This window comes from Mycobacterium kansasii ATCC 12478 (assembly GCF_000157895.3).
Classification (GTDB): Bacteria; Actinomycetota; Actinomycetes; order Mycobacteriales; family Mycobacteriaceae; genus Mycobacterium; species Mycobacterium kansasii.
Genome location: NC_022663.1, coordinates 3,024,843 through 3,047,907 on the forward strand (window position 1 = coordinate 3,024,843; position 23,065 = coordinate 3,047,907).

Annotated in this window: 24 protein-coding genes and 2 tRNA genes; 12 read left to right on the plus strand and 14 right to left on the minus strand. The window is 65.6% G+C overall.

Going from position 1 to position 23,065, the window contains the following annotated elements; genetic code table 11:
- Window positions 1-2: 2 nt before the first annotated feature.
- On the minus strand, window positions 3-1,097 hold the full coding sequence (locus MKAN_RS13210) for an ABC transporter ATP-binding protein (protein WP_023368801.1): 1,095 nt from the start codon (window positions 1,095-1,097) through the stop codon (window positions 3-5).
- Entirely contained in the window at window positions 1,094-2,041 is a 948-nt protein-coding gene (locus tag MKAN_RS13215) for an ABC transporter substrate-binding protein (RefSeq protein WP_023368802.1), read from the minus strand. Before MKAN_RS13215 ends, MKAN_RS13210 begins: the two co-directional genes overlap by 4 nt.
- Window positions 2,042-2,148: 107 nt before the next feature.
- Here MKAN_RS13215 and MKAN_RS13220 point away from each other — a divergent pair, with 107 nt between their 5' ends.
- Window positions 2,149-2,508, plus strand: coding sequence for a LapA family protein (locus tag MKAN_RS13220; RefSeq protein WP_036445764.1), 360 nt, complete (start codon window positions 2,149-2,151; stop codon window positions 2,506-2,508).
- Window positions 2,509-2,613: 105 nt separating this feature from the next.
- Here the strand turns inward: MKAN_RS13220 and MKAN_RS13225 are convergent, their stop codons facing one another.
- Together MKAN_RS13225 and MKAN_RS13230 are read right to left on the minus strand one after the other, a co-directional pair.
- Window positions 2,614-3,666 carry a phosphotransferase family protein gene (locus MKAN_RS13225; RefSeq protein ID WP_023368804.1) on the minus strand — a complete coding sequence of 351 codons (1,053 nt, stop codon included), beginning with the start codon at window positions 3,664-3,666 and terminating at the stop codon, window positions 2,614-2,616.
- A 37-nt stretch (window positions 3,667-3,703) separates the two neighbouring features.
- Window positions 3,704-4,342, minus strand: coding sequence for a histidine phosphatase family protein (locus MKAN_RS13230; protein ID WP_023368805.1), 639 nt, complete (start codon window positions 4,340-4,342; stop codon window positions 3,704-3,706).
- An 85-nt stretch (window positions 4,343-4,427) separates the two neighbouring features.
- Between MKAN_RS13230 and MKAN_RS13235 the strand changes: the two genes are divergently transcribed.
- Genes MKAN_RS13235 through MKAN_RS13250 form a run of 4 tightly spaced genes read left to right on the plus strand, consistent with a single transcriptional unit; the run spans window position 4,428 to window position 8,541 of the window.
- On the plus strand, window positions 4,428-5,465 hold the full coding sequence (locus MKAN_RS13235) for a phosphotransferase family protein (RefSeq protein WP_023368806.1): 1,038 nt from the start codon (window positions 4,428-4,430) through the stop codon (window positions 5,463-5,465).
- Window position 5,466: 1 nt separating this feature from the next.
- Window positions 5,467-6,231 (plus strand): SDR family NAD(P)-dependent oxidoreductase, encoded by a 765-nt coding sequence (locus MKAN_RS13240; protein WP_023368807.1) that lies wholly within the window; start codon window positions 5,467-5,469, stop codon window positions 6,229-6,231.
- A 17-nt stretch (window positions 6,232-6,248) separates the two neighbouring features.
- Complete coding sequence (locus MKAN_RS13245; RefSeq protein ID WP_023368808.1) at window positions 6,249-7,556, plus strand: acyl-CoA dehydrogenase family protein; 1,308 nt, start codon at window positions 6,249-6,251, stop codon at window positions 7,554-7,556.
- A gap of 13 nt (window positions 7,557-7,569) precedes the next feature.
- Window positions 7,570-8,541: an NADPH:quinone oxidoreductase family protein gene (locus MKAN_RS13250; protein ID WP_023368809.1), complete on the plus strand. Its 972-nt coding sequence runs from the start codon at window positions 7,570-7,572 to the stop codon at window positions 8,539-8,541.
- A gap of 483 nt (window positions 8,542-9,024) precedes the next feature.
- Here the strand turns inward: MKAN_RS13250 and MKAN_RS13255 are convergent, their stop codons facing one another.
- Window positions 9,025-10,905 (minus strand): alkyl/aryl-sulfatase, encoded by a 1,881-nt coding sequence (locus tag MKAN_RS13255; protein WP_036445766.1) that lies wholly within the window; start codon window positions 10,903-10,905, stop codon window positions 9,025-9,027.
- A gap of 169 nt (window positions 10,906-11,074) precedes the next feature.
- On the opposite strand from MKAN_RS13255, the gene MKAN_RS13260 reads away from it, so the two are divergent.
- Entirely contained in the window at window positions 11,075-11,560 is a 486-nt protein-coding gene (locus MKAN_RS13260) for a lipoprotein LpqH (RefSeq protein ID WP_036445780.1), read from the plus strand.
- A 21-nt stretch (window positions 11,561-11,581) separates the two neighbouring features.
- Here MKAN_RS13260 and MKAN_RS13265 read toward each other — a convergent pair whose 3' ends face one another.
- From MKAN_RS13265 to MKAN_RS13275, 5 genes are all read right to left on the minus strand, one after another.
- Entirely contained in the window at window positions 11,582-13,087 is a 1,506-nt protein-coding gene (locus tag MKAN_RS13265; RefSeq protein WP_036445768.1) for a sensor histidine kinase, read from the minus strand.
- Complete coding sequence (gene tcrX, locus MKAN_RS13270; protein WP_023368813.1) at window positions 13,065-13,769, minus strand: two-component system response regulator TcrX; 705 nt, start codon at window positions 13,767-13,769, stop codon at window positions 13,065-13,067. Before tcrX ends, MKAN_RS13265 begins: the two co-directional genes overlap by 23 nt.
- Before the next feature lie 153 nt (window positions 13,770-13,922).
- Window positions 13,923-14,078: a DUF6131 family protein gene (locus MKAN_RS31140; RefSeq protein ID WP_023368814.1), complete on the minus strand. Its 156-nt coding sequence runs from the start codon at window positions 14,076-14,078 to the stop codon at window positions 13,923-13,925.
- An 11-nt stretch (window positions 14,079-14,089) separates the two neighbouring features.
- On the minus strand, window positions 14,090-14,341 hold the full coding sequence (locus MKAN_RS29670) for a hypothetical protein (RefSeq protein WP_063473083.1): 252 nt from the start codon (window positions 14,339-14,341) through the stop codon (window positions 14,090-14,092).
- Between the two features lie 114 nt (window positions 14,342-14,455).
- Window positions 14,456-14,869, minus strand: coding sequence for an MmcQ/YjbR family DNA-binding protein (locus MKAN_RS13275; protein WP_023368815.1), 414 nt, complete (start codon window positions 14,867-14,869; stop codon window positions 14,456-14,458).
- Between the two features lie 74 nt (window positions 14,870-14,943).
- Here MKAN_RS13275 and MKAN_RS13280 point away from each other — a divergent pair, with 74 nt between their 5' ends.
- Entirely contained in the window at window positions 14,944-15,768 is an 825-nt protein-coding gene (locus MKAN_RS13280; RefSeq protein WP_023368816.1) for a glycoside hydrolase family 25 domain-containing protein, read from the plus strand.
- A 291-nt stretch (window positions 15,769-16,059) separates the two neighbouring features.
- On the opposite strand, the gene MKAN_RS13285 is transcribed toward MKAN_RS13280, so the two are convergent.
- The gene (locus tag MKAN_RS13285) at window positions 16,060-17,004 is read right to left on the minus strand and encodes a class I SAM-dependent methyltransferase (protein ID WP_023368817.1); all 945 of its coding nucleotides are present in this window, start codon (window positions 17,002-17,004) and stop codon (window positions 16,060-16,062) included.
- Window positions 17,005-17,111: 107 nt separating this feature from the next.
- On the opposite strand from MKAN_RS13285, the gene MKAN_RS13290 reads away from it, so the two are divergent.
- Window positions 17,112-17,459, plus strand: a complete 348-nt coding sequence (locus MKAN_RS13290) for a nuclear transport factor 2 family protein (protein WP_023368818.1) — start codon at window positions 17,112-17,114, stop codon at window positions 17,457-17,459.
- Here the strand turns inward: MKAN_RS13290 and MKAN_RS13295 are convergent.
- Window positions 17,456-17,842 (minus strand): nuclear transport factor 2 family protein, encoded by a 387-nt coding sequence (locus MKAN_RS13295; RefSeq protein ID WP_023368819.1) that lies wholly within the window; start codon window positions 17,840-17,842, stop codon window positions 17,456-17,458. The two genes, MKAN_RS13290 and MKAN_RS13295, sit on opposite strands and share 4 nt — an antisense overlap.
- Before the next feature lie 50 nt (window positions 17,843-17,892).
- Here MKAN_RS13295 and MKAN_RS13300 point away from each other — a divergent pair, with 50 nt between their 5' ends.
- The 3 genes from MKAN_RS13300 (at window position 17,893) to MKAN_RS13310 (ending at window position 21,549) form a co-directional block, all read left to right on the plus strand.
- Window positions 17,893-18,891 (plus strand): phosphotransferase family protein, encoded by a 999-nt coding sequence (locus tag MKAN_RS13300; protein ID WP_042313646.1) that lies wholly within the window; start codon window positions 17,893-17,895, stop codon window positions 18,889-18,891.
- 511 nt (window positions 18,892-19,402) lie between these two features.
- A complete protein-coding gene (locus tag MKAN_RS13305) occupies window positions 19,403-19,918 on the plus strand; it encodes an ester cyclase (protein WP_023368821.1) in 516 nt (171 codons plus the stop codon).
- A 311-nt stretch (window positions 19,919-20,229) separates the two neighbouring features.
- Window positions 20,230-21,549 (plus strand): serpin family protein, encoded by a 1,320-nt coding sequence (locus tag MKAN_RS13310; RefSeq protein ID WP_023368822.1) that lies wholly within the window; start codon window positions 20,230-20,232, stop codon window positions 21,547-21,549.
- A gap of 123 nt (window positions 21,550-21,672) precedes the next feature.
- On the opposite strand, the gene MKAN_RS13315 is transcribed toward MKAN_RS13310, so the two are convergent.
- Both MKAN_RS13315 and MKAN_RS13320 read right to left on the minus strand, forming a co-directional pair.
- Window positions 21,673-21,745: transfer RNA gene (locus tag MKAN_RS13315), tRNA-Arg, on the minus strand.
- A 33-nt stretch (window positions 21,746-21,778) separates the two neighbouring features.
- Window positions 21,779-21,867: transfer RNA gene (locus MKAN_RS13320), tRNA-Ser, on the minus strand.
- Window positions 21,868-21,950: 83 nt separating this feature from the next.
- On the opposite strand from MKAN_RS13320, the gene MKAN_RS13325 reads away from it, so the two are divergent.
- Window positions 21,951-23,063, plus strand: a complete 1,113-nt coding sequence (locus tag MKAN_RS13325) for a pyridoxal phosphate-dependent aminotransferase (protein ID WP_042312308.1) — start codon at window positions 21,951-21,953, stop codon at window positions 23,061-23,063.
- The last annotated feature ends 2 nt before the right edge of the window (window positions 23,064-23,065 follow it).

The window sequence follows — 23,065 nt, forward strand, 5'->3', positions numbered from 1 at the left end:
CCTCAGCCCTGCCGTCGACGTGTCACCGCGGCCAGCACGTCGTCGGCCAGTACGGCGCCGATCACCTTGCCGCCACCGTCGACGGCGACACCCATCGACGACGGCGACGACAGCGCCGCATCAAGCGCCTGGCTGAGGTTTCCGTGGGGGCGGAACACCGAGCCGACGACCGTCATGACATCCGGCAACGCCGCGCCGTTTCGGTGGCGGCGCAGACCGTCGGCGTCTATCCAGCCCAACGGCGCGCGGCCGTCGTCGACCACCAGCTCCCAGCCATCCGGCAGTGGCTTGTCGTGCACGGTGTTTGCGGTCACGCAGGTGATGTCGTGCAGCGGAAGTCCGGCGCCGTCGATGAGCTGCAGCAACCGATAGCCGCGGCCGAGACCGATGAATTTCGACACGAAATCGTTGGCCGGGCGTGAAAGTAGCTTGGCCGGCTCGTCGCACTGCTGCAGGCGGCCGCCGGGCGCGAACACCGCCACCACGTCGCCGAGTTTGAACGCCTCGTCGATGTCGTGTGTGACGAAGACGACGGTTTTGTGCAATTCGCTTTGCAGGCGCAGGATTTCATTCTGTAGGTCGTGGCGGACCACGGGGTCGACGGCCGAGAACGGCTCGTCCATCAACAGGATCGGCGGGTCGGCCGCGAGCGCGCGTGCCACTCCGACGCGCTGTTGCTCGCCGCCGGAGAGCTGCGCCGGGTAACGGGTGGCGACCCTGGGACTCAGCCCGACCCGCTCGAGCACCTGATAGGCGGCTTTGCGGGCGGCCCGGCGCGACTGTCCCTTGAGCACGGGCACCGTCGCGACGTTGTCGATTACCCGTTGGTGCGGCATCAATCCCGCGTTCTGGATGACGTAGCCGATGCCGAGCCGCAACCGCACCGGGTTGACGCCTGCCACGTCGGTGCCGTTGACGGTGACGGTGCCCGAGGTCGGCTCGACCATCCGGTTGATCATCCGCAGTGCGGTGGTCTTGCCGCAGCCGGACGGGCCGACGAAGACGGTAAGCCTGCCTTGAGGGACTTCGAGGCTCAACCGGTCCAGGGCGGTGGTGCCGTCGGCGTACACCTTGGCGACTTCGTCGAAGCTGATCATGGCTGGATGGGGTGGTCGAAGCCGTTGTCGCGCAACCATTTCCGTGCCGCCTGGTCGGGATCTACGCCGTCGTTGCCCGACACCGCGGCATTGAGTTCGGCCATGCCTTCGGTCGTCAGCTTCGCCGAAACCGCGTCCAGGACATCCTTGAGGCGATCCGATTTCTTCTGCGAATTGACCAGCGGCACAATGTTGCCGGCCAAGAAGTTGTGTTCCGGGTCCGCCAGGACCACCAGGTTGTTCTGCCGGATCGCCGGCGAGGTGCTGAAGATGTTGGCGGCGGTGACGGTCCCGTCGACCAGCGCCCGCACGGTCACCGCGCCGCCGCCGTCGTTGATGGTCATGAAATTGGCTGGCGCGATGTCGAGTCCGTACTTCTGGCGCAGGCCGGGCAGCCCGGCCGGCCGGGTCTGGAATACCGACGGCGCCGCAAACTTCACCTCGGCAGAATGCGCCGCGAGATCGGCGATGGTCGTCAGGTTCCATTTGGTGGCGGTCACCTTGGTGACGGTGACGGTGTCGGTATCGGAGGCCGGTGACGGCGTCAAGATCGACAGATCGCCGGGCAACCGCTTGTAGAGCTCCAATTCGACCGCATCCAGCATGGTCGCCGTGGAGTCTGGCTGAAAGTACAGCAGCAGGTTGCCGATGTACTCCGGTACCAGGTCGATGGAATGGTCTTTGAGCGCCGGTATGTAGGTTTCGCGGCTGCCGATACCCAGTCGCCGCCCGACGTCGAAACCGTTGGCCTGCAACGCCTGCGCATAGATTTCCGCGACGATCTGCGATTCCGGGAAGTCGCCGGAGCCGACGACGATCGACTTGATGGTGCCATTTGACGACCCGAACGGGTCGGCGTTGCCGCACGCCGCCACCGGGCATGCCGTCACCAGGCAGACCGCCGCGGCAAGTGTCGCGCGACGCGTGCGCCGCAGCATCCCCATGCCGGTGACACTATCTTGAGCACGATCAGGGTGCCGCAATCCCGCCTCATGCGCGTTTTCCGCGTAGCTTGGTTTCATTCCGGGCGGGATGGGAAGAAGATGACATTATGACCAGCAACCCCTCAGGCCCGCGTGAACAGCCGCCCTCGGCTCCCAGACCTCGTGTGACCGCCAAGGACCCGGCGTCCACACTGACCCGAGCCGGCGCCCTGTGGTCGTCGTTGATCGCCGGCTTCTTGATCCTGATCCTGTTGCTGGTCTTCATCGCGCAGAACACCGCCTCCACCCCCTTCACCTTCTTGGGCTGGCATTGGAGCCTGCCGCTCGGGGTGGCCATTCTGCTGGCCGCCGTCGGGGGTGGGTTGCTGACCGTGGCGGTCGGCACCGCGCGGATCATTCAGCTGCGTCGTGTCGCCAAGAAATCCCACACACAGGCATTGCGCTCCGCCGGCCCGCCGCCCCGTTGAGCGTGCGTCCTGGGCTTTGAGTGGGCAAGCCGGGCGGCTCGATCGCGTGACCTTCCCGCCGTCGGGTCACAGCCGAAGTCACCGCCGCACACTCAACCCGAGCGGTCAGGACATCGGCTTGGTGATCTCGGCCAGGCCGCGGGAGATCAGCGGCGATACCACGTCGGGCGCGTCGTCGCCGGAATCGGCTTGGCCATCGGCGAGCTCGGACATGCGCCTGCGGAAATCGATGCCGGCCGCGATGATGGCCAGCTTGAAGTAGCCCAGCGCCATGTAGAACTCCCAATGCCCCAGCGACATCCCGGAGACCAGCGAATACCGGTCGGCCAACTCGTCAGCCGTCGGCAGCAGCGGCGACGTCCAGGCAGCCTGCGCGTTGACGATCAGATCCAGCGCGGGATCGCGGTAGACGCACATCAGGGCCGCGTCGGACAGCGGGTCCCCCAGTGTCGACAGCTCCCAGTCCACCACCGCGCGCACCGTCGCCGGGTCGTCGGCATCCAGAATCGTGTTGTCGATCCGGTAGTCACCGTGCACGATCGAGGTTCGGCTTTGCTTCGGAATCGCTTGCCGCAGAGCCGAATGCAGTCTGGCGACGTCATTGTCACGGCGGTCGTCGGGCAGCCGCACCAGGTCCCACTGCGAACCCCAGCGGCGCACCTGCCGTTCCAGGTAGCCGTCAGGTCTACCGAAATCGGCGAGCCCGACCGCGTTCGGGTCGATGCCGTGCAAGTCGACGAGCACCCGGATCAGCGCGTCGACACAGCGGTCGATGACCCGACTGCCGAACGCTTCGAGTTGAGCGCGCCGGCGCACCACCTGTCCGGCAACGAATTCGACGATCTGGAAAGGGGCGCCCATCACCGAGTCGTCCTCGCACAGGGCGATGGTGCGCGCCACCGGCACCGGCGTGTCCTGCAGTGCGGCGACTACCCGGTACTCGCGGACCATGTCGTGGGCCGACGGCGTCAGCCCGTGCAGCGGTGGGCGCCGCACCAGCCAACTCGTCGCGTCGTCGTAGACCCGGAAGGTGAGGTTGGAACGACCGCCGGAGATCAACTCACCGCATAACTCACCGTCGCGCTCGACGCCGAGCGAACGCAGATATCCGTCCAGTGCGGCCAGGTCGAGGCCGTCGAGTCCGTGAACCGAGGTCACCGAACTTGTTTACCACCGTCGGCGGCCCGGCTCCCTTTCAGCCCGTGCGACGGCCCGCATCGCCGCCGAGCAGGCGCCGGTTCCGGGGCAATAGGTCCCACACATGTTCGGTCGCATTGACAGTCACCACCGTCGCCTGACCGGACCTGGAGAACAACAGCCGAGTCACCGAGGCGTAGTCGATGGGGAATGACAATAGGCGTGCCGTTCCCAGGATCTCGTGCAGCACCACGTTGATCACCCCGCCGTGGCTGAACGCCGCGACGGTCTCGTCCGGATCGGCGCTGACGACCACGTGGTCGACAGCCGCGCGGACCCGCGCGCGGAAGGCATCCTCGTCGACGGCGCTGGGCAGCTGCCCCTGAGCCATGCGCGCCCATTCCTGCGGGTTTTCTTCACGGATCTGCTCGACAGGGATGTACACGGGAAGGTCGCGGTCATATTCGGCGAATCGGTCGTCGATGTCGACCGACAGGTCGAGCGCCGCCGCGACCGGTTCCGCGGTCTGGATGGCGCGGCGCTGTGGGCTGCTCACCACCCGCGAGATGGGGAACCTGGCCAGCGCCTCGGGTAGCCGCGCCACCTGGGCTATGCCGGTCTCCGACAGGTCCGGATCCGAACCTTCGCCGTGTTCGCTGCGCAGCGGCAAAGCATGACGGACCAGAAGCAGTTGCATGGGCCAAGCCTTACATGCGGCTTGTCCGGCGCTACCATGCCGCTTGAGAATGTAATTCTCCGAGCCGAGAGCGGGTGTGCAGCCAATGACGACTGCCAGCGGAACGCAGCTGGACGCCGGCGTGATCGGTCGTTGGCTCGATACGAACGGCGCCCCGGGCGGTGGTGCGGAACCGGAACTCGAGCAGCTGAGCGGCGGATCCCAGAACACGCTGTACCTGATTCGGCGCGGCGATCAACGCATGGTGCTGCGGATGCCCGGACCCCGGGCGGACGCGGCCCGGGTCGACGGGTTGCTGCGGGAAATCCGGCTGGTGCGGGCGCTGTCGGGCACCGATGTGCCGCATGCCGAGTTGATCGGCGCCGACGAGACCGCTTCGGTGCTGGGCATGCCGTTCTACGTGATGCGGGCCATCGACGGGTGGAGCCCGATGGACGGCGGGTGGCAGGCGCCGTTCGACACCGACCTCGATGCCCGGCGCGGGCTGGCGTTCCAGCTCGTCGAGGGTGCCGCCAAGCTGGGCCGGGTGGATTGGCGCGCGCAGGGTCTCGACGGGTTCGGCCGTCCGGAGGGTTTCCATGAACGGCAGGTCGATCGCTGGCTGGGTTTCCTGGCCGCCTATCAGGTGCGCGAATTACCCGGCCTGCAGGAGGCCGCCGACTGGCTGCGCCGCAACCGCCCCGCGCACTACACGCCGGGCATCATGCACGGCGACTATCAATTCGCCAACGTCATGTTCGCGCACGGCGCGCCGGCCCGGCTGGCCGCGATCGTGGACTGGGAGATGACGACGGTGGGCGATCCGCTGCTGGACCTGGCCTGGGCGCTGCTGGGCTACGACGGCGAGGAGCCGCGCGCCGACGGGTTCTATCTCGACATGCGCGGCATGCCCAGGCGCAGTGAGCTGCTGGCGCACTACGAGGCGGTCAGCGGGCTGTCCACCGAGCACATCGACTACTACCTGGTGCTGGCCAACTGGAAACTCGGGATCGTGCTGGAGAAGACGTATGCGGCCGCGGTTCGGCCCGGACCGCACCAGGTGGATCCCAAGGTCACCGAAACCTTCGCGACGATGGTCCCCCAGCTCATCGCCACCGCGGCCGAACTCGCCAAGGCCCGCTGAAATGGGTTATGCGGATCAGCTTTTCGACCTCACCGGCCAGGTGGTGCTGATCACCGGCGGCAGCCGCGGATTGGGCCGCGAAATGGCCTTCGCCGTCGCCCGCTGCGGTGCCGACGTGGTGATCGCCAGCCGCAACCTGGACAACTGCGTGGCCACCGCCGCCGAGATCGAAGCCGAGACCGGTCGCACCGCGATGGCTCACCAAGTGCACGTAGGACGCTGGGATCAGCTCGACGGGCTGGTCGCGGCCGCCTACGAACGGTTCGGCAGGGTCGACACGCTGATCAACAATGCCGGCATGTCGCCGCTGTACGACAAGCTCACCGACGTCACCGAGAAGCTGTTCGACGCCGTCGTCAACCTCAACCTCAAAGGGCCGTTCCGGTTGTCGGCACTGGTAGGCGAACGGATGGTGGCGGCCGGACGCGGGTCGATAATCAACGTCAGCTCCACCGGTTCGCTGCGGCCGGGCGCGGACATCATCCCCTACGCTGCGGCCAAGGCGGGACTCAATGCGATGACGGAAGGTTTCGCCCGGGCGTTCGGGCCTACGGTGCGGGTCAACACGCTGATGGCCGGACCGTTTCTGACCGATATCAGCAAGGCCTGGAATCTGGAGCAGGCAAGCCAGAATCCGTTCGGACACCTTTCGTTGCGCAGGGCCGGAAATCCACCCGAGATCGTCGGCGCCGCTCTGTTTCTCGCGTCCGACGCGTCCAGTTTCACCACCGGCTCAGTTGTCCGGGCCGACGGTGGAATCCCCTGAGAGATAGGAGCATTCGCGTGCCTTGGGACTTCTCCACCGAACCGGAATTCGAGAAGAAGCTCGACTGGATTCGCGGATTCGTGCGCGACGAGGTGGAACCCCTCGAAGTGCTGTTCCCGGGCTGCGAGTTCCTGCCACTCGACGACCAACGCCGGCGTATCGTCGATCCGCTCAAGCAGCAGGTTCGCGACCAGGGATTGTGGGCGCCGCATTTGAGTCCAGAACTGGGTGGGCAGGGCTTCGGTGCGGTGAAGCTGACGCTGATCAACGAGATCCTTGGCCGCAGCCCGTGGGCGCCGATAGTGTTCGGCACCCAGGCACCCGACACCGGCAACGCCGAAATCATCGCGCGCTTCGGCACCCAGGAGCAGAAGGACCGCTATCTGCAGGGCCTGCTTTCCGGTGAGATCTTTTCCTGCTTCTCCATGACCGAACCTCAAGGCGGCGCCGACCCGCGGGTGTTCACCACCCGTGCCGTCCGTGACGGTGACGGTTGGGTGATCACCGGGCGAAAGTACTTCTCGTCCAACGCATCCGTCGCATCATTCTTCATCGTGGTCGCCATCACCGATCCCGACGTGGCCGTGCATCGCGGCGCCTCGACATTCCTGGTCCCGGCCGGAACCGCGGGGCTGACCATCGAGGCCAACCATCACCTGGTGGGCGCGTTACCGCACGAGCCCGGACATTCGCTGGTGCGATACGACGCCGTGCGGGTGGGACCGGACGCGCTGCTTGGCGAACCCGGACAGGGCTTCATGATCCTGCAGACCCGACTGGCCGGTGGCCGGTTGCATCACGCGATGCGCTCGATCGGGATGGCGCAACGCGCCATCGAGATGATGGCACGCCGGGCGAAAAGCCGCTTCACACAGGGTAGTTCGTTGGCCGACAAGCAGCTGGTGCAAGCGTTCATCGCCGACTCCTACACCGAGCTGATGCCGTTCCGGCTGGCCGTGCTGCATGCGGCCTGGCTGATCGACACCGCCGGCGAGCATGCGGCGCGAGCCGAGATCGGTGCCTGCAAGATCCTCGCGTCGCAAGTGCTCAAATCGATTGGGCTACGCGCCATCCAGGTGCACGGCGCGTTGGGCACCACCGATCAGCTGCCGCTGGTCAACGTCCTGCTCGGCGGGGTGGCCCTCGGCCTGGCCGACGGGCCCACCGAAGCACACAAGGTCAACCTGGCCCGGCTGCTGCTGAAGAACTACGACGCCGAAGACGCCGAGCGGCCCAGCGAAATGCTGGACGTCCGCCGCGAGGCCGCCCGAGCCAAATATGGCGACCTCGTGGATCACGTTCCCGCCCTTCCCTCTTCGTCGTGACCGCCGCCCGTTGATGCGTGCGGTCGTCTGCCGTGCGTACGGTCCGCCCGAGGACCTGGTTGTCTGCGACGTTCCCGACCCCGTCCCGGGGCCCGGCCAGCTCCTGGTGCGGGTGCACGCCGCCGCGGTCAACTTTCCCGATGTGCTGTTGATCGCGGGCAAGTACCAGATCCGGATCCCGGTGCCGTTCACACCGGGCAGCGAGCTCGCCGGCGAGGTGCTGACCGCCGGTGCGGGAGCGCCGTTTGCTCCCGGGCAGCGGGTTTTCGGGACCACGGCCGTCGGCGCGTTCGCCGAGCGGGCGCTCCTGGACGCGGCCTCGGCGACGCTCGTTCCCGACGACGCCGACCTGGCTTCGGCCGCCGCGTTCGGGGTCACCTACCGCACCGCGTATCACGCGTTGCGCTCGGTTGGGCAGGTGTCGGAAGGGGATTGGGTGGTGGTGCTGGGCGCCGCCGGGGGCGTGGGTCTTGCCGCCGTCGATCTGGCGGTCGCCATGGGCGCCCGTGTGCTGGCCGCCGCCTCCAGCCCGGACAAGCTGGAGTTGTGCGCGCAGCGGGGCGCGCAGGCGACCGTCGACTACGACCACGAGGACCTGAAAACCCGCATCCGAGCACTCACCGACGACAGTGCGCGCCTGGTGATCGACCCCGTGGGAGGCCGCTACTCGGAGCCGGCATTGCGTGGCCTGGCCCGCGGCGGAACATTCATCACCCTCGGCTACGCCGCCGGCACCATCCCGGCGATCCCGCTCAACCTCGTGCTGCTCAAGGGCATCACCGTGCGCGGCATGGAGATACGCACCTTTGCCAGTGACCACCCCGCCGAGGCCGCCCGGGACCTCGACGAGTTGGCGCAGCTGTTCGCCGCCGGCACGGTCCGGCCCTACATCGGCGCACGTTTTCCGTTGGCCGACACCGCCGCGGCCCTGCGCTATGTGGCCGAGCGCAAAGTCCTGGGCAAAGTGGTCATCGACGTCGCCTGACGTTGCCGGGTTCGGCAGTGCCACAGTAGGTTTCGACGGCCGTCCGCGCGCCTCACTGACAATTCACGAAGGCTGCTGGTCAACGATGTCCGCGAGCGCGGCCTTGGACCATCCCGGTTGGCGTTCGTTTCGGCCGCATCTCGCTTAAACCTCGTGCGATGGCAGGAGTCCGGGGGATGTCTCACGTGCTTACCGAGTCGGCCGTCATGCCGACGTATCCAGTGTGCAATGAGGGTGTCGAGTGTGCGGTGACGGCTTTGAGTGTGTATGTAGGGCGGAACATTTGCGCGGGGGCCGCCCTGACGGCACAGTCGACGCCACCAGCTCACAGTCGACGCCACCAGCTCACAGTCGACGCCACCAGCTCACAGTCGACGCCACCAGCTCACAGTCGACAATCTCGGTGAACCCTCCCGCGGACGCATGGTCGTCGCTATGCGGTGGGACCAGCGCCTCCAGCGATCAGGGCCGGCCGGGTGCGGGCTACGGCGTCACGATGTTGAAAGCCGGGTTGGGCTGATCGAGGACGCTCAGGAAGGTCTGCAGCACCGACTCGTCGCCGGACACCTCGAAACCCGGTGAGCTGATGTCGCCCAGCGCCGCCGTAACTAGCCGAACCTTGTTGCCTACCGTCACGGTCGCGTTCGCCGTCGCCGGGTCGGCGGCGACCTTGCGATGGATCAGCACACCGTTGCGCAGGGTCAACCGATAATTTTCGGCCGGCTCGGCGAAGCTGAAGTCGATCGCAAGATCCAGGTCCCAGGCACGCGGGCCGTTGATGCTGATGGCCACCACATCGAAGATCTGGTCCAGGGTCAGCTGGTCGAAGAACGTCGACGACGGCGCCTGCCCCGACGTGCCGAGGTTGCCATCCCGCAGCTCCGTCGCCCCCGACAAAAAGAAGTTACGCCAGGTCGCATTCTCCGCACCGTAGGCGAGCTGTTCCAATGTGTCGGCGTAGCGTTGCCGGGCCGCGGCGTGGTTGCTGTCGGTGAACACGGCATGATCGAGAAGGGTTGCCGCCCAACGGAAGTCGCCATCAGCAATGGCTTTGTCGGCCAGCTCGACGACCCGGTCGATGCCTCCCATCGCCTCGACGTAACGGGGAGCGATGGCTTCCGGCGGGTAGGGCCACAACCTGCCCGGGTTGCCGTCGAACCAGCCCATGTAGCGCTGGTAGATCGCCTTCACATTGTGGCTGACCGACCCGTAGTAGCCGTGGGTATGCCACGCCCGGTCCAGCGCCGGCGGCATCTGGAACATTTCGGCGATCTCGACACCCGTGTACCCCTGGTTCAGCAGCCGCAGCGTCTGGTCGTGCAGATAGGAATACATGTCGCGTTGCTGCGACAAGTACTCGACGATGTTGTCGTGCCCCCAAGTTGGCCAGTGGTGCGAGGCGAACACGACGTCGGCGCGATCGGCAAACGTCTCGATCGCCTCGGTGAGATAGCCCGACCAGGCGCGCGGGTCGCGCACCAGCGCCCCCCGCAACGTCAGCAGGTTGTGCAGGTTGTGGGTGGCGTTCTCGGCCATGCACAGCGCGCGGAAGCGCGGGAAATAGAAGTGCATTTCGGCGGGGGCTTCGCTGCCCGGCGCCATCTGGAACTCGATCTCCACCCCGTCGATGGTGTGTATCTCGCCGGTCTGCCTGATGTCGACGGTCGGCACGATGAGCGACACCTCACCGGTCGAAAGTGTCTGCCCCAGACCGCAGCCGACCTGCCCCCGGGGGCCGCGCGGCAAGTAGGAGCCATACATGTAGCCGGCGCGTCGCATCATGGCGCCGCCGGCGTAGATGTTCTCCTGGACTGCGTGCGCGGTGAAACCTTCCGGGGCCAGCACCGAGACCTTGCCGGCGTCGACGTCGGCCTGTGTCGTGACGCCCAGCACGCCCCCGAAATGATCGACGTGGCTGTGGGTGTAGATCACCGCGACGACGGGGCGGTCACCGCCGCGGTGGGTGCGATACAAATCCAGCGCCGCGGCGGCGACCTCGGTGGAGACCAACGGATCGATGACGATGGTGCCGGTATCGCCCTCGACGAAGCTGATATTGGAAATGTCGAAGCCACGGACCTGGTAGATACCGGGCACCACTTCGAACAAGCCTTGTTTGGCGGCCAGTCTCGATTGCCGCCACAGGCTGGGATGCACCGATGTAGGCGCGGGTCCGCTGAGGAATGAATACGCGTCGTTGTCCCAAACCACGCGGCCGTCGGCCGACTTGATGACGCACGGGGACAATGCCGCAATGAATCCGCGATCGGCATTGTCAAAGTCGGTTGGGTCATCGCTCGGGGGAACATATTCGCGATGGGCGGACTCGATGGCCGCAGAAGGGGGTTTGACGTTCACCGGCAATACATTGCCATTAACGCAGCGGTCCCCGGAAGATCCTCTCAAGTGACTAACAGGAAATATAGAGGATAGAAATAGTTGCTTAGGGCCCTAGACCTTCGTCCGGTTAACTTGCATACTGCCGGGGCGGTCCTCAAAGCCAGTGGATCGCTACGACGGCAAAGGAGCACAGGTGAAGCGTGGACTGACGGTGGCGGTTGCCGGAGCGGCTATTCTGGCCGCGGGCCTTTCTGGATGTTCGAGCAACAAATCGACCAGTAGCGGCGGAAGCTCCAGCAGCGCCGCCACCTCGACAAGCACCGGTGGCGGTGGCGGGGCCTCGGGCACGAAGGTCATCATCGACGGTCAGGACCAGCACGTGACCGGCTCGGTCGTCTGCACGACGGCGGCCGGCAACGTCAACATCGCGATCGGTGGGGCAGCCACCGGCATCGCCGCCGTGCTCACCGACGCCAACCCACCCGAGGTGAAGTCGGTCGGCCTGGGCAACGTCAACGGCGTGACCCTCGGATACACCTCCGGCACCGGCCAGGGCAAAGCCGAGGCGAGCAAGAGCGGCAACACCTACAAGATCACCGGCACGGCGACCGGCGTCGACATGGCCAACCCGATGCAGCCGGTGAACAAGCCGTTCGAAATCGACGTCACCTGCCCCTAGCAGCCCGGAAGGGCGCGGCATTCAACCGTGTGGTGATGCGGGCGGTTGCCACCCGTCGAGTGGCAACCGCACCGCGAACTCGGTATGTCCGGGCGAGCTGTTGACGGTGATGGTCCCGTTGTGGGCCTTGACAACGGCAGACACGATCGCCAAACCCAATCCGGTGCTGCCGCCCTTGCGGGAACGAGAGGTATCCCCGCGAGCGAACCGCTCGAATACCTCCGACTGAAGTCCCACCGGAATGCCCGGGCCGTTGTCGACCACCTGCAGCAGGGCATGCGCCGGCTCGACACTCAACCGGGTCGTCACCACCGTGCCGGGGCCGGTGTGGATGCGGGCGTTGGCAAGCAGGTTGGTTACCACCTGATGCAACCGCGCGACGTCACCGGTGACCACCACGGGCTCCGGCGGCAGGTCGAGTTCCCACTTGTGATCCGGGCCCGCAATGTGTGCGTCGCTGACCGCGTCAACCGCCAAGTGCGACAGGTCCACCGGTTCGCGTTCCAGCGGCCGTCCGGAGTCCAGGCGGGCCAGTAGCAACAGGTCCTCGACGAGACGGGTTATCCGCTCGGTCTCCGAAGCCACCCGGCTCATGGCGTGAGCCACCGCTTCACGGTCGTCGCTCATGCGTTGCGCGAGTTCGGTATAGCCGCGAATCGCGGCCAGCGGGGTGCGCAGCTCGTGACTGGCGTCGGCGACGAACTGGCGCACCCGGGTTTCGCTCGCCTGCCGCGTCGACAGTGCGGCGGCGATGTGGTCGAGCATCCGGTTCAGGGCCGACCCGAGTTGACCCACCTCGGTGTAGGGGTTCGCGTCGGTGTCGGACACCCGGACCGGCAACGCGACTTCGCCCCGATCCAACGGCAAATCGACGACTTCGGTCGCGGTTTGGGCGACGCGCCGCAGCGGCGCCAGCGCCCTCCGGATGATCATCGCCCCGGCGGTGGTCGCGGCGAGCAACGCGACCGCGGTGACGATGCCGAACATGACCAGCATCCGCAACATCGTGGCGTCGATGCCCGACATCGACAGGCCCGTGACGATGACGTCGGTGCGGTTACGGCTCGGGGCCGCGACCACCCGGTAGCGACCCAGGCCGTCGAGGTTCAGGGTCACCGGGATGCGGCTGCCCGCGATCGCGGCCAGCTGCGCCTGGGCCTTGTCGCTGAGCGCGGCCCGGGCACCGCTGCCGGTCAGATAGCCGGCGTCGATCGTCTTGCCGTTGCTGACCACCGCCGCGACCAATCCGGCCGGCTGGCCGGGCGCGTCCAGAAATTTGGGACCGGGACCGGTCCGCACATAACGAGGTTCGTGCCGGCGTGGCGGTTCGGGGTACAGCAGCGACGAACGATACGAGGCCCCGCTGAGCTGGCCATCGAGCTGCTTCAGCAAATGGTGGCGCAGGGCCAGTTCGGTTGCCGCGGCGATTCCGATACAGACCAGTACTAGAACCACGACCTGTCCGACCAGGAGTCGCAGGCGTAAAGACCAGGGCCGCCGGGCGTTAACGGGCCGGCTTGAGGACATAGCCCGCGCCGCGCAGCGTGTGGATCATGGGTGCGCGACCGTTGTCGATTTTTTTGCGCAGGTAGGAAATGTACAACTCGACGATGTTGGACCGGCCGCCGAAGTCGTAGCTCCATACCCGGTCCAGGATCTGGGCCTTGCTCAGTACCCGCTTGGAATTGCGCATCATGAAGCGCAGCAGCTCAAACTCGGTGGAGGTCAAGGAGATCGGTTCGCCGGCGCGAGCCACCTCGTGACTGTCCTCGTCGAGCACCAGATCTCCCACCACAAGTTGGGCACCGCTGTCGACGGTGGTGACGCCGGTGCGGCGCAGCAGCGCGCGCAGCCGCAGCACGACCTCCTCGATGCTGAACGGTTTGGTGACATAGTCGTCGCCGCCGGCGGTCAGCCCGGCGATGCGGTCTTCCACCGCATCCTTGGCCGTCAACAGCAGCACCGGCAGGCGGGGGTTCTCCCTACGTAACTTGTGCAGTACCTCCAGGCCGCTCATGTCGGGCAGCATCACGTCGAGTACGACGACGTCGGGCCGCGCGGCGCGGGCCGCTGCGATCGCCGATGCGCCGTCTTGCGCCGTGGTGATATTCCAGCCCTCATAGCGCAACGCCATCGAAACCATTTCGGCGAGAACGGGTTCGTCGTCAACGACCAGGACACTGATCGGTTGTCCGTCGGCGCGGGACATGACGACTCGCTCGACCGGAGTTCGCGGGCTCGTCACGATTCCCAGTATCCGCGCCGCACTGGGCCGACGCTATGCCGTTGCTATGCGCAAGCTGTGAAAGGTCGCGTGACCGCCGTGAGCACTGGCGGGCCACACGACCTTGGGCGCCGGGCGCTAGTACCAGTACCGCCGGCCGGCGACCGGGCGACCCATGGAGCCCAGAGCCCAGAGCACGGCTCCGATCACCAGCAAGATGATCCCGAGCACCGTCAGCAAATGGATGCCGAACACGAATCCGAGAATGAGCAAGATGGCACCGACGACGATCATGGCGACTTCCTTTACATTGAGGGGATGTGATCGCCCGGCTGCATTGAGCTGGGCTGCGGCAAATGGCAATTTGTTACTTTCGGGTTGACACCCAGGTAATTCAGGGGGCCCGCGATCACCGTCACCGCAACGGTTCCCGCTGAAGCGCAACTTGTTTGCTCACCTTTGAAGTAACCTCGCTGCCACGTCGCGAAGACTCCGATGAGTAACCACACGAGCACAATCGCCCCGACAACTCCGCGCCCACGCATGGTGACCTCCATTGTGTTTCGAGAAAATCCCGCACACCCTGACATACCCGTTGCACCCATGTTCAAACATCGTGCCGAGGCGAACCCCAATCGAATTAGGGGTCAGAATTTCCGCGGGCCGGCAAACTACCGGTTTTGGGCGGCGAGCCACTGTGCCGCGCGCCTCTTCGAGGCACGTGACAGCCAGGCGTCCTGGATCAGTTCGGCCAGTTCGGTGGTGCTGATTTCCGCCAATCGACTGGCCCGCACGAGCACCGACAAATGTCCGTCGAAGTGGGGGGTGGTGAAAAACGGTGACGCCGGATCCTGGGTCAGGGCCAGCTTGTCGGCCTCGGACTCCACCCACAGGATGATGACGTCGGTGTAGCGCTCACCGGTGTCCGGGTCGGTCGCGTCCGGCCGCGGGGTGCGAAAGTACACGAACGACTTGCCGCCCACCTGGTAGATGGGGTTACCCTGCGGCCCGACCACCCGGTTGACGTGTGGCATCGACGCGGCGATCCGGTGCACGTCGTCAACCGTGGCAGGTCGGTCAGCCATGACCGGGACTATACCCGTTAACCGGATCTGTACCATAGGCGACAAGCCTTGCGGTAAACGCGGATTGGGGGGCCGTGCCTGATACATTGTTCGCCGACGTGTCCGAATATCAAGTGCCGGTTGACGACTCATATCCCTACCGGGTGCTTTCCATCCGCGTTTCCGACGGCACCTATCGCGATCACAACTTCGCCCGAAACTATGCGTGGATGCGCGGCGCATTGGACAGCGGGCGAATGACATTCGGGATCGTCTACACCTACGTCCGCCCCAATTGGCTGGCCAACGCCAATACCGTGCGTGCCATGATCGATGCCGCAGGCGGCTTGCACCGACGCGTCGCCTTGATGCTCGATGTCGAGTCCGGCGGCAACCCGCCGGGCGACGGATCGGCGTGGATCAATCAGTTGTATTGGAACCTGGCCGATTACGCCGGTTCACCCAGGCGAATTATCGGCTATGCCAACGCTTATGACTTCTGGAATATGTGGCGGGTGCGCCCGCCGGGTCTGCGGGTGATCGCCGCCGGCTATGGATCCAACCCCCACCTGCCGGGCCAGGTCGCCCACCAGTACACCGACGGCTCCGGTTACAGCCCGAATCTGCCGCAGGGCTGCCCGCCTTTCGGCCGCTGCGACATGAACTCAGCTGACGGACTGACACCACGGCAATTTGCCGCGGCCTGCGGCATCACAGTGAACGGAGGACCGCTGATGGCGCTCACCGACGAGGAGCAAGCCGAGCTGCTGACCAAGGTTCGCGAGATCTGGGATCAACTGCGCGGGCCCAACGGCGCCGGCTGGCCACAACTCGGTCAGAACAGCCAGGGCCAAAACCTCACCCCCGTCGACGCGATCGCGGCCATCAAGGACGACATGGAGGGTATGCTCGCGGGGTAGGCGACCCGGTCAGCCGAGCCGAAAGCTGTTGCGGGACTTACGCTTACCGCATCTTCGGGCCGGGCGCCCGGCGGAACGCCGGTGCGGCCGGACGCCGCGGAGCCGCTACCCTGAGCTGCCGAACAGCAACCCGCCGACGCCGTTGACGCCAACATTGCCCGAGTTTCCGGCGGGAGGCCCGACAGCGCCGGCCCCGCCGGCCCAAATCGGGCATTCGATGAACTCATATGTGCCAGCGGGCGGTGGCCGCAAGCTAACGCCACGAGTCGCGCGGAGCCGGCCAATTTGCGATCAGGCTGCTGGTCGCTGTGCGGACACGAAAAGCGTCGGCGGCATGGAATCTTCGAGGTCACTGGGCACGCTGCGGCCGTAGCGGGCCAACACCTCCGTCATGGTTTGCGCCGACACCTGCCAGCCACGTTCGACTAGCCAGTCGGCCACAGCGGTGCGTTCCTCGGCGTACCAGAGATCGTCGAGATCGGTCGCCTCGACCTTGACCAGCCGGGCCGCCGCGGCTCGAATGCGTTGCATATCCTCACGCTGGCGTCGCACCAAATCGGGGTCGAGGAAGCCCGCGGCGGGCACGTTGCAGGCAAGCCAACTACCGGCCGTACTCTGCGCATCGATGCGGTCGAACAGGAGGTCCTGGGCCGTGGCAGGCAGATAGCGCAGCAATCCCTCCGCCGACCAGGCACACGGCTTGGAAGCATCAAATCCGGCCTCCTGCAATGCCGTTGGCCAGTCTTGCCGTAGGTCGATCGGGACGTTCACCAATTCAGCCGTCGGGCGCGCGCCGTGCCGGCGCAATGTGGCCGTCTTGAAGTCCAGCACCTTCGGCTGGTCCAGCTCGTAGACGACGGTGCCGCCGGGCCAGGGCAGCCGCCAGGCGCGGGCATCCAGTCCAGCTGCCAGAATCACCACCTGCCGCACACCGGCGTCGGCCGCGCCGAGAAAAAACTCGTCGAAAAATGCCGTACGGGTGGCCATGAAGTCAACCATCGCCCGAACCCGCGACCGCACCCCCGGCTCGCTATCGGCCACCTGGGCAAGCAGCCGGGGATCAGCGAACGCCGACCAGATCCCCTCGCCCGCCGCATCGACGAATACCCGCGCGAACGGATCCCTGATGAGCGGGTTTTCGCTTTCGGTCTCGGCGGCCCGAGCGGCCGCCACGCCCAGGGCGGTGGCTCCCACGCTCTCGGTGATGTCCCAGGAATCATTGTCAGTTCGCGGCATCCCCACACCTCGTCGGATAAAGTCGGATAAAGTCGGATAAAAAGGTCATGTCGAAAGTCGGTTTCGCGAGCCATTCTTCCAGCGGGTGCGGGCTACGATCGCTCGCTATGACTCGCACGCCCCAGGAAGTATTCGCCCACCACGGTCGGGCGCTGGCCACCGGTGACCTCGACGAGATCGTCGCCGACTACGCCGACGACTCCGTGGTGCTCACCTCATCCGGCGTTGCGCGCGGCAAGGACGCCATCCGGCAGGTGTTCGTCAGGTTGCTCGACGATCTGCCCGACGCGGCTTGGAACTTGAAAACTCAGATCTTCGAAGGCGACGTGCTGTTCTTGGAGTGGACCGCCGATGCGGGGCACCACCGGGTCGACGACGGCGTCGACACGTTCGTATTCGCCGACGGCATGATCCGGGCTCAGACGGTTCGATACAGCCTGCGCGCCAAGTCTTAGGACTGCCCCAGCAGTTCGGCCATTTTCGGGATGATGGCCTGAAGCGCCTTCACCGGGCGAATCATCACCTTGACCGAGACGATCTGGCCGTGGTCGTTCCAATGGAGCATGTCGATTCCGTTGACGTAGATGCCTGCCACGTCGGCTTCGAACTCGAGAATGGCCGAGCGTTCACTGTGCCACTGCTCGACGTAGTGAAAACCGGAGTCGCCGAACAACTTCAACGCTGCAGTCAGATAGGCGACGACCTGCGCCCGCCCTTCCTGCGGCCTGAAGACCGCGGGCGAGAAGAAGACCGCGTCCTCGGCGAGCAACCTGTCGAGACCATCGATGCGCCCGGAATCGACGATCTCGATCCAACGCTGGAGTACCGGCGACGTCATTGCACCAGAGTAGGTTTTTACAGGTGGACCTGGAAGCGGTGGCCGCATGGATGTCCGAGCGGGGGCTCGGCGAGGGTCCATTGGAGGACCTCTCCGCGGTAACCGGCGGAACGCAAAACGTCATGCTGCGATTCAACAGGTCCGGCCGGCCGTATGTGCTGCGGCGCGGTCCGCGACACCTGCGTCCACGCAGCAACACGGTGATCCTGCGGGAAACCCAGGTTCTCGCCGCGCTGGCCGGCTCCGACGTCCCGCATCCGCGCCTGATCGCCACCTGCGACGACCCCGGTGTGCTCGGTGACGCGGTCTTCTACCTGATGGAGCCCGTCGAGGGTTTCAACGCCGGTGAAGGGCTCCCGCCGCTGCACGCGGGCGACGTGCAGGTGCGGTACGGGATGGGCCTGTCGATGGCCGATGCGCTGGCCAGGCTGGGCGCGGTGGACCATGTCGCCGTCGGGCTCGCCGACTTCGGCAAACCGGAAGGCTTCCTGGAACGCCAAGTGCCGCGCTGGCTTTCCGAGCTGGAGTCGTATCAGCAGTACGACGGCTATCCCGGGCCGCAGATCCCGGGAATCGAGCAGGTATCAACGTGGCTGGAGCGTCATCGGCCGACGACGTGGACACCCGGCATCATGCACGGCGACTACCACGCGGCCAACGTCATGTTCTCGTGGACCGGGCCGGACGTGGTCGCCATCGTCGACTGGGAAATGTGCACGATCGGCGACCCACTGCTGGACCTGGGCTGGCTGCTGGCGACCTGGCGCCAGCCCGACGGGTCGAGCGTGTTCAGCCACGCGTTGGGTGGCCAAAGCGGGCTGGCCAGTACCGACGACCTGCTGCACCGGTATGCCGCCAACACCACCCGCGACCTGTCGCATATCACCTGGTACACCGTGCTGGCCTGCTTCAAGCTCGGCATCGTGATCGAGGGCACGCTGGCCCGCGCCTGCGCGGGCAAGGCCGAAAAGGAAGTCGGTGATCAACTGCATGCGGCCACCGTGCACCTGTTCGAGCGGGCGTTGAACATCGTCGAATCGCGGCACTAGCGATCGTCGAACCCGGTTTCGGCCAAATTCAGACCCTGCAAAACACCGAGCAAACTGTTGCTTCGCGGGCTCGATCAGGCCCGCGGTGAATGGCTGCTGCTGGCAACCTGCGCAAACTTCACGGCCATGTCGGCGTCACCGGACTGGCCGCCTGGCGATCAGCCGAGCCGACCCGTCGTTTCCCGGGCGCTTGACGTACGAGTCTGCATCCAGTGCGTCCAGTCTGCGACCAATTGAGTCCAAGCCGCGATTTCGTCGCCCTCAGCGCAGAATGAAACCCTGACCCCGTTCAGGCAGCGCCGGATCCGCGCGAACCGTTACTTACCCGCCGCCCCTAGCACTGAAGTGGGACGAGCCCGACATCGACACCGCAGAGCGCGACGACATCCCGACATATGACGGTGGCACGTACCGTCGGCCGTGATTCAAACACCCCTATCAGCCTCATGGCCGGGTCTATTGTCGGGGCAGCGGCGACGATCGTCCCAGCGGCCGCTGAAGGAGGCCACACATGACTGCGCTGCAACCCGGCACCACAAACGCAGAGTGGGTTCGGGAGGTGTTTCACCGTGTGTTCGACGAACGTGATTTCTCCCATGCACAAGACTTCTGGAGCGACGACTCGGTCGATCACTTCCTCGCCACCGGCGAAACCGTGCGCGGGGCAACGGCCTTGACACAATGGTTCAAGGGACTTTTTGCAGCGGTCCCGGATTGGCGGCTGGTGATAGAGAATGTCGTCGATGACGGCACAGGCCAGGTCGTGGTCCAGTGGAAGGGCGGCGGATCGTTCACGGGCTCGCCTTTTCAGGGCATCGAAGCGACCGGCCGCCGAGTCGAGATTCTCGGATGCGACGTCATCCGGCTGGCACCCGACGGCCGGGTGGCCAGCAATACGGTCTACTACGACGGCGCCGGATTTGCTCGTCAGATCGGGATGCTACCGATGTTGGGTACCCGCGCCGACCGCCTGGTCACCCGTGGGTTCAACGCAATCACCAGGCTGCGTCGTCGCATCGGGCGGTAGGCCGGAATATCTTTCGGGCGGGCCCGCCTGCACGCTTTCCGTGTCGAAGCCCGAGGCACGTCACCAAGCACGTTGGCAACCACCTATTGCGTCGTCGGCCCCCAGCCGCATCTGCAATACGTATCTCCACCGCGTCAAGCTGGCGTTCTTCGACCGGATCAGCCTGAGCCCGACACTCGGCCTCCAGACCCCGAGTGTTGTACCGCCACACCGCCTGCTACGCGGCTCACCGTGACTGCCAGAGCCGAGCGCATCCGCGATGCGCTGGATTTATCGAGTATCCGCGTCGCGAGGCGCGCATACTGGTCGCCGTGAATCCCCTAACCCGTTCGTTCCGCGTCGGATTCCACGGCATGATTGCTGCTGCCGTTGTTTTCGCAAGTGCTCTCGGCTGCGGGGGCGACCGAAATCGTGCACAGTCCACACCGGGACCGACACCCGCGCCCGTCACGCGGTCCAGCCTTCCGTACGACAACACGCCAGACGTAGCTCCGGCGGATGAGCAGCGTTTTGTCAACGCCACCAACGGTTTCGGGCTGGACGTGTTCCGGCGCATGTCGGCGGCCAGTGCAAAGAACCTGGTCTTCTCTCCGCTGAGCCTCAGTGTCGCCTTGTCGATGGCCTATGCCGGCGCCGCCGGTGACACGGCGGCCCAAATGAAAACCGTTCTGCGCGATCCGTTCGGCAATGACAGCTACTACCGTGCCATGAATCAGCTGCTGCTCGATCTGCGTTCGCGCAACCGCGCGGCAATCTCCGCCGAGGATCCGCGGAGTATCGAGCTGGCGATGGTCGACGCGGTCTGGCTGCAGCGTGGCCTGACGGTTCGCGCGCCGTTCCTCGACATCCTGGCTACCCAATACGATGCCGGCGCGCACCTCGGCGACTTCAAGGGCAACCCCGACGGCGAGCGAGTCACCATCGACAACTTCGCCAGCGACGCGACCAAAGGGCAGATCAAAGACCTGATCCCGCCCGGCGCGATAGACGACTTGACCCGCATGGTGTTGCTGAACGCGGCCTACCTCAAGGCGAGCTGGGAGAGCCCATTTCCGAAAGAACGTACCGCCGATGGCAGCTTCCGCGTGACTCCTCAATCAGCGGTGACCGTGCCGATGATGCACAAGGCGAGGGTGCTGCGCTACGTGGCCGCGTCGAATTTTCAGGCGGTGGAACTCCCATACGTGGGCGAAGACCTCAACATGCTGATCGTCTTGCCGGCGGAGGGACAGCTCCAGGCGGTTCGCAACAGCATGGACGACGCTTGGTTCCGCGACTTGGCCTTCGTGCAGGGGCCAGTCGACCTCAGTTTGCCCAAGTTTCGTATCAGCTGGGGACCCGAGGAATTCAAGGAGACCCTGGCAGCGATGGGGATGCCGCGCGCATTCGACGAGAAGCAGGGGGACTTCTCCCACATCACCACTGACGAACAGCTGAAGATCACACACGTACTGCAGAAGGCCTTCGTCGGGATCGACGAGTTCGGTACGGAAGCCGCAGCCGTTTCGACGGTGATCGGCGGAGGGTTTGGTCCGGTCGAGGAGGTCACGGTCGATCACCCGTTCCTATTTGCCATTGTCGACAAGACCGGCGCCGTGGTCTTCGCGGGCCAGGTGATGGATCCGCGCTGAGCGGTACGCGACGCGGTAGCCGGAAGACGAGATGTCTGACGGGCCCGAGCCCAGGCGGGTTTCGAGCATGCTCACCGGAAACGCGACAAGCGGGCTCACCCGCGATGAGATGACTATTGCGAGCGCGCCCGAAGAGATTCGAACTCCCAACCTTCTGATCCGTAGTCAGATGCTCTATCCGTTGAGCTACGGGCGCTTGTCTTCAGTTGTGTTCCTCGGAAGGATCCAGCGGAGGCGAGAGGATTTGAACCTCCGGTCCCCTTGAAGGGGGACAACTCATTAGCAGTGAGCCCCATTCGGCCGCTCTGGCACGCCTCCATGGACTTCCTGAGGGTACCCGATGCCGGGAACCCGGAGCCGCCGGACGCTTAGCGTACACAGCTGCAACATATGCTGTCGACGTGCCTGCCCGTCTGCGACCCGTGCTGGACGGGCTGCCGGTCTATGTTCCCGGCAAGACGGTGCCCGGGGCGATCAAATTGGCCAGTAACGAGACCGTGTTCGGCCCGCTACCCAGCGTCCGCGCAGCCATCGAAGCGGCTGCCGCCTCGATCAACCGCTACCCCGACAACGGCTGCGTCGAGCTCAAGGCGGCACTGGCCAAGCACGTGGGCTTCGGCCCCGAGCACATCGCCGTCGGGTGCGGTTCGGTCAGCCTGTGCCAGCAGCTCGTTCAAATCGTCGCCTCGGTGGGCGACGAGGTCATCTTCGGCTGGCGCAGCTTCGAGCTCTACCCGCCGCAGGTTGCGGTCGCGGGCGCGACCGCCGTCCCCGTGCCGTTGACCAATCACACGTTCGACCTCGACGCGATGCTCGCCACGGTCACCGACCGCACCCGGCTGATCTTCGTCTGCAATCCGAACAATCCGACGTCGACCGTTGTTCCTCCGGATGTGCTCGCCGATTTCGTCAAGGCGGTTCCGGCGCGCATCGTGATCGCGATCGACGAGGCCTACGTGGAATACGTCCGCGACGGCATGGCCCCCGACAGCCTGGAGTTGGTCCGCTCCCATGACAACGTCGTGGTGATGCGAACCTTCTCGAAAGCGTACGGGCTGGCCGGTTTGCGCGTCGGGTACGCGATCGGCCACCCGGACGTGATCGTCGCGCTGGACAAGGTCTACGTGCCGTTCACCGTGTCGAGCATCGCCCAAGCGGCGGCCATTGCCTCGCTGAATGCCGCCGACGAGCTGCTGGCCCGCACCGATGCGGTGGTCGCCGAGCGCGTTCGGGTTGTCGCGGCGCTGCGCGATGCCGGGTTCGACCTACCCGCGCCGCAGGCCAACTTCGTCTGGCTACCGCTGGGAGCGCGCACCCGTGACTTTTTCGAACGGGCCGCCGACGCTCGCATCGTGGTCCGCCCCATGAGCACCGACGGCGTCCGGGTCACCATAGGTGCACCGGGCGAAAACGACGCCCTGCTGCGATTCGCGTGCAGCTGGATCGCCGCCGAGGATGGGACACCACGAACGCCTGCCACCGCAAAGGCGCAAGGCAGGCCTCGGCCTCGGTGACC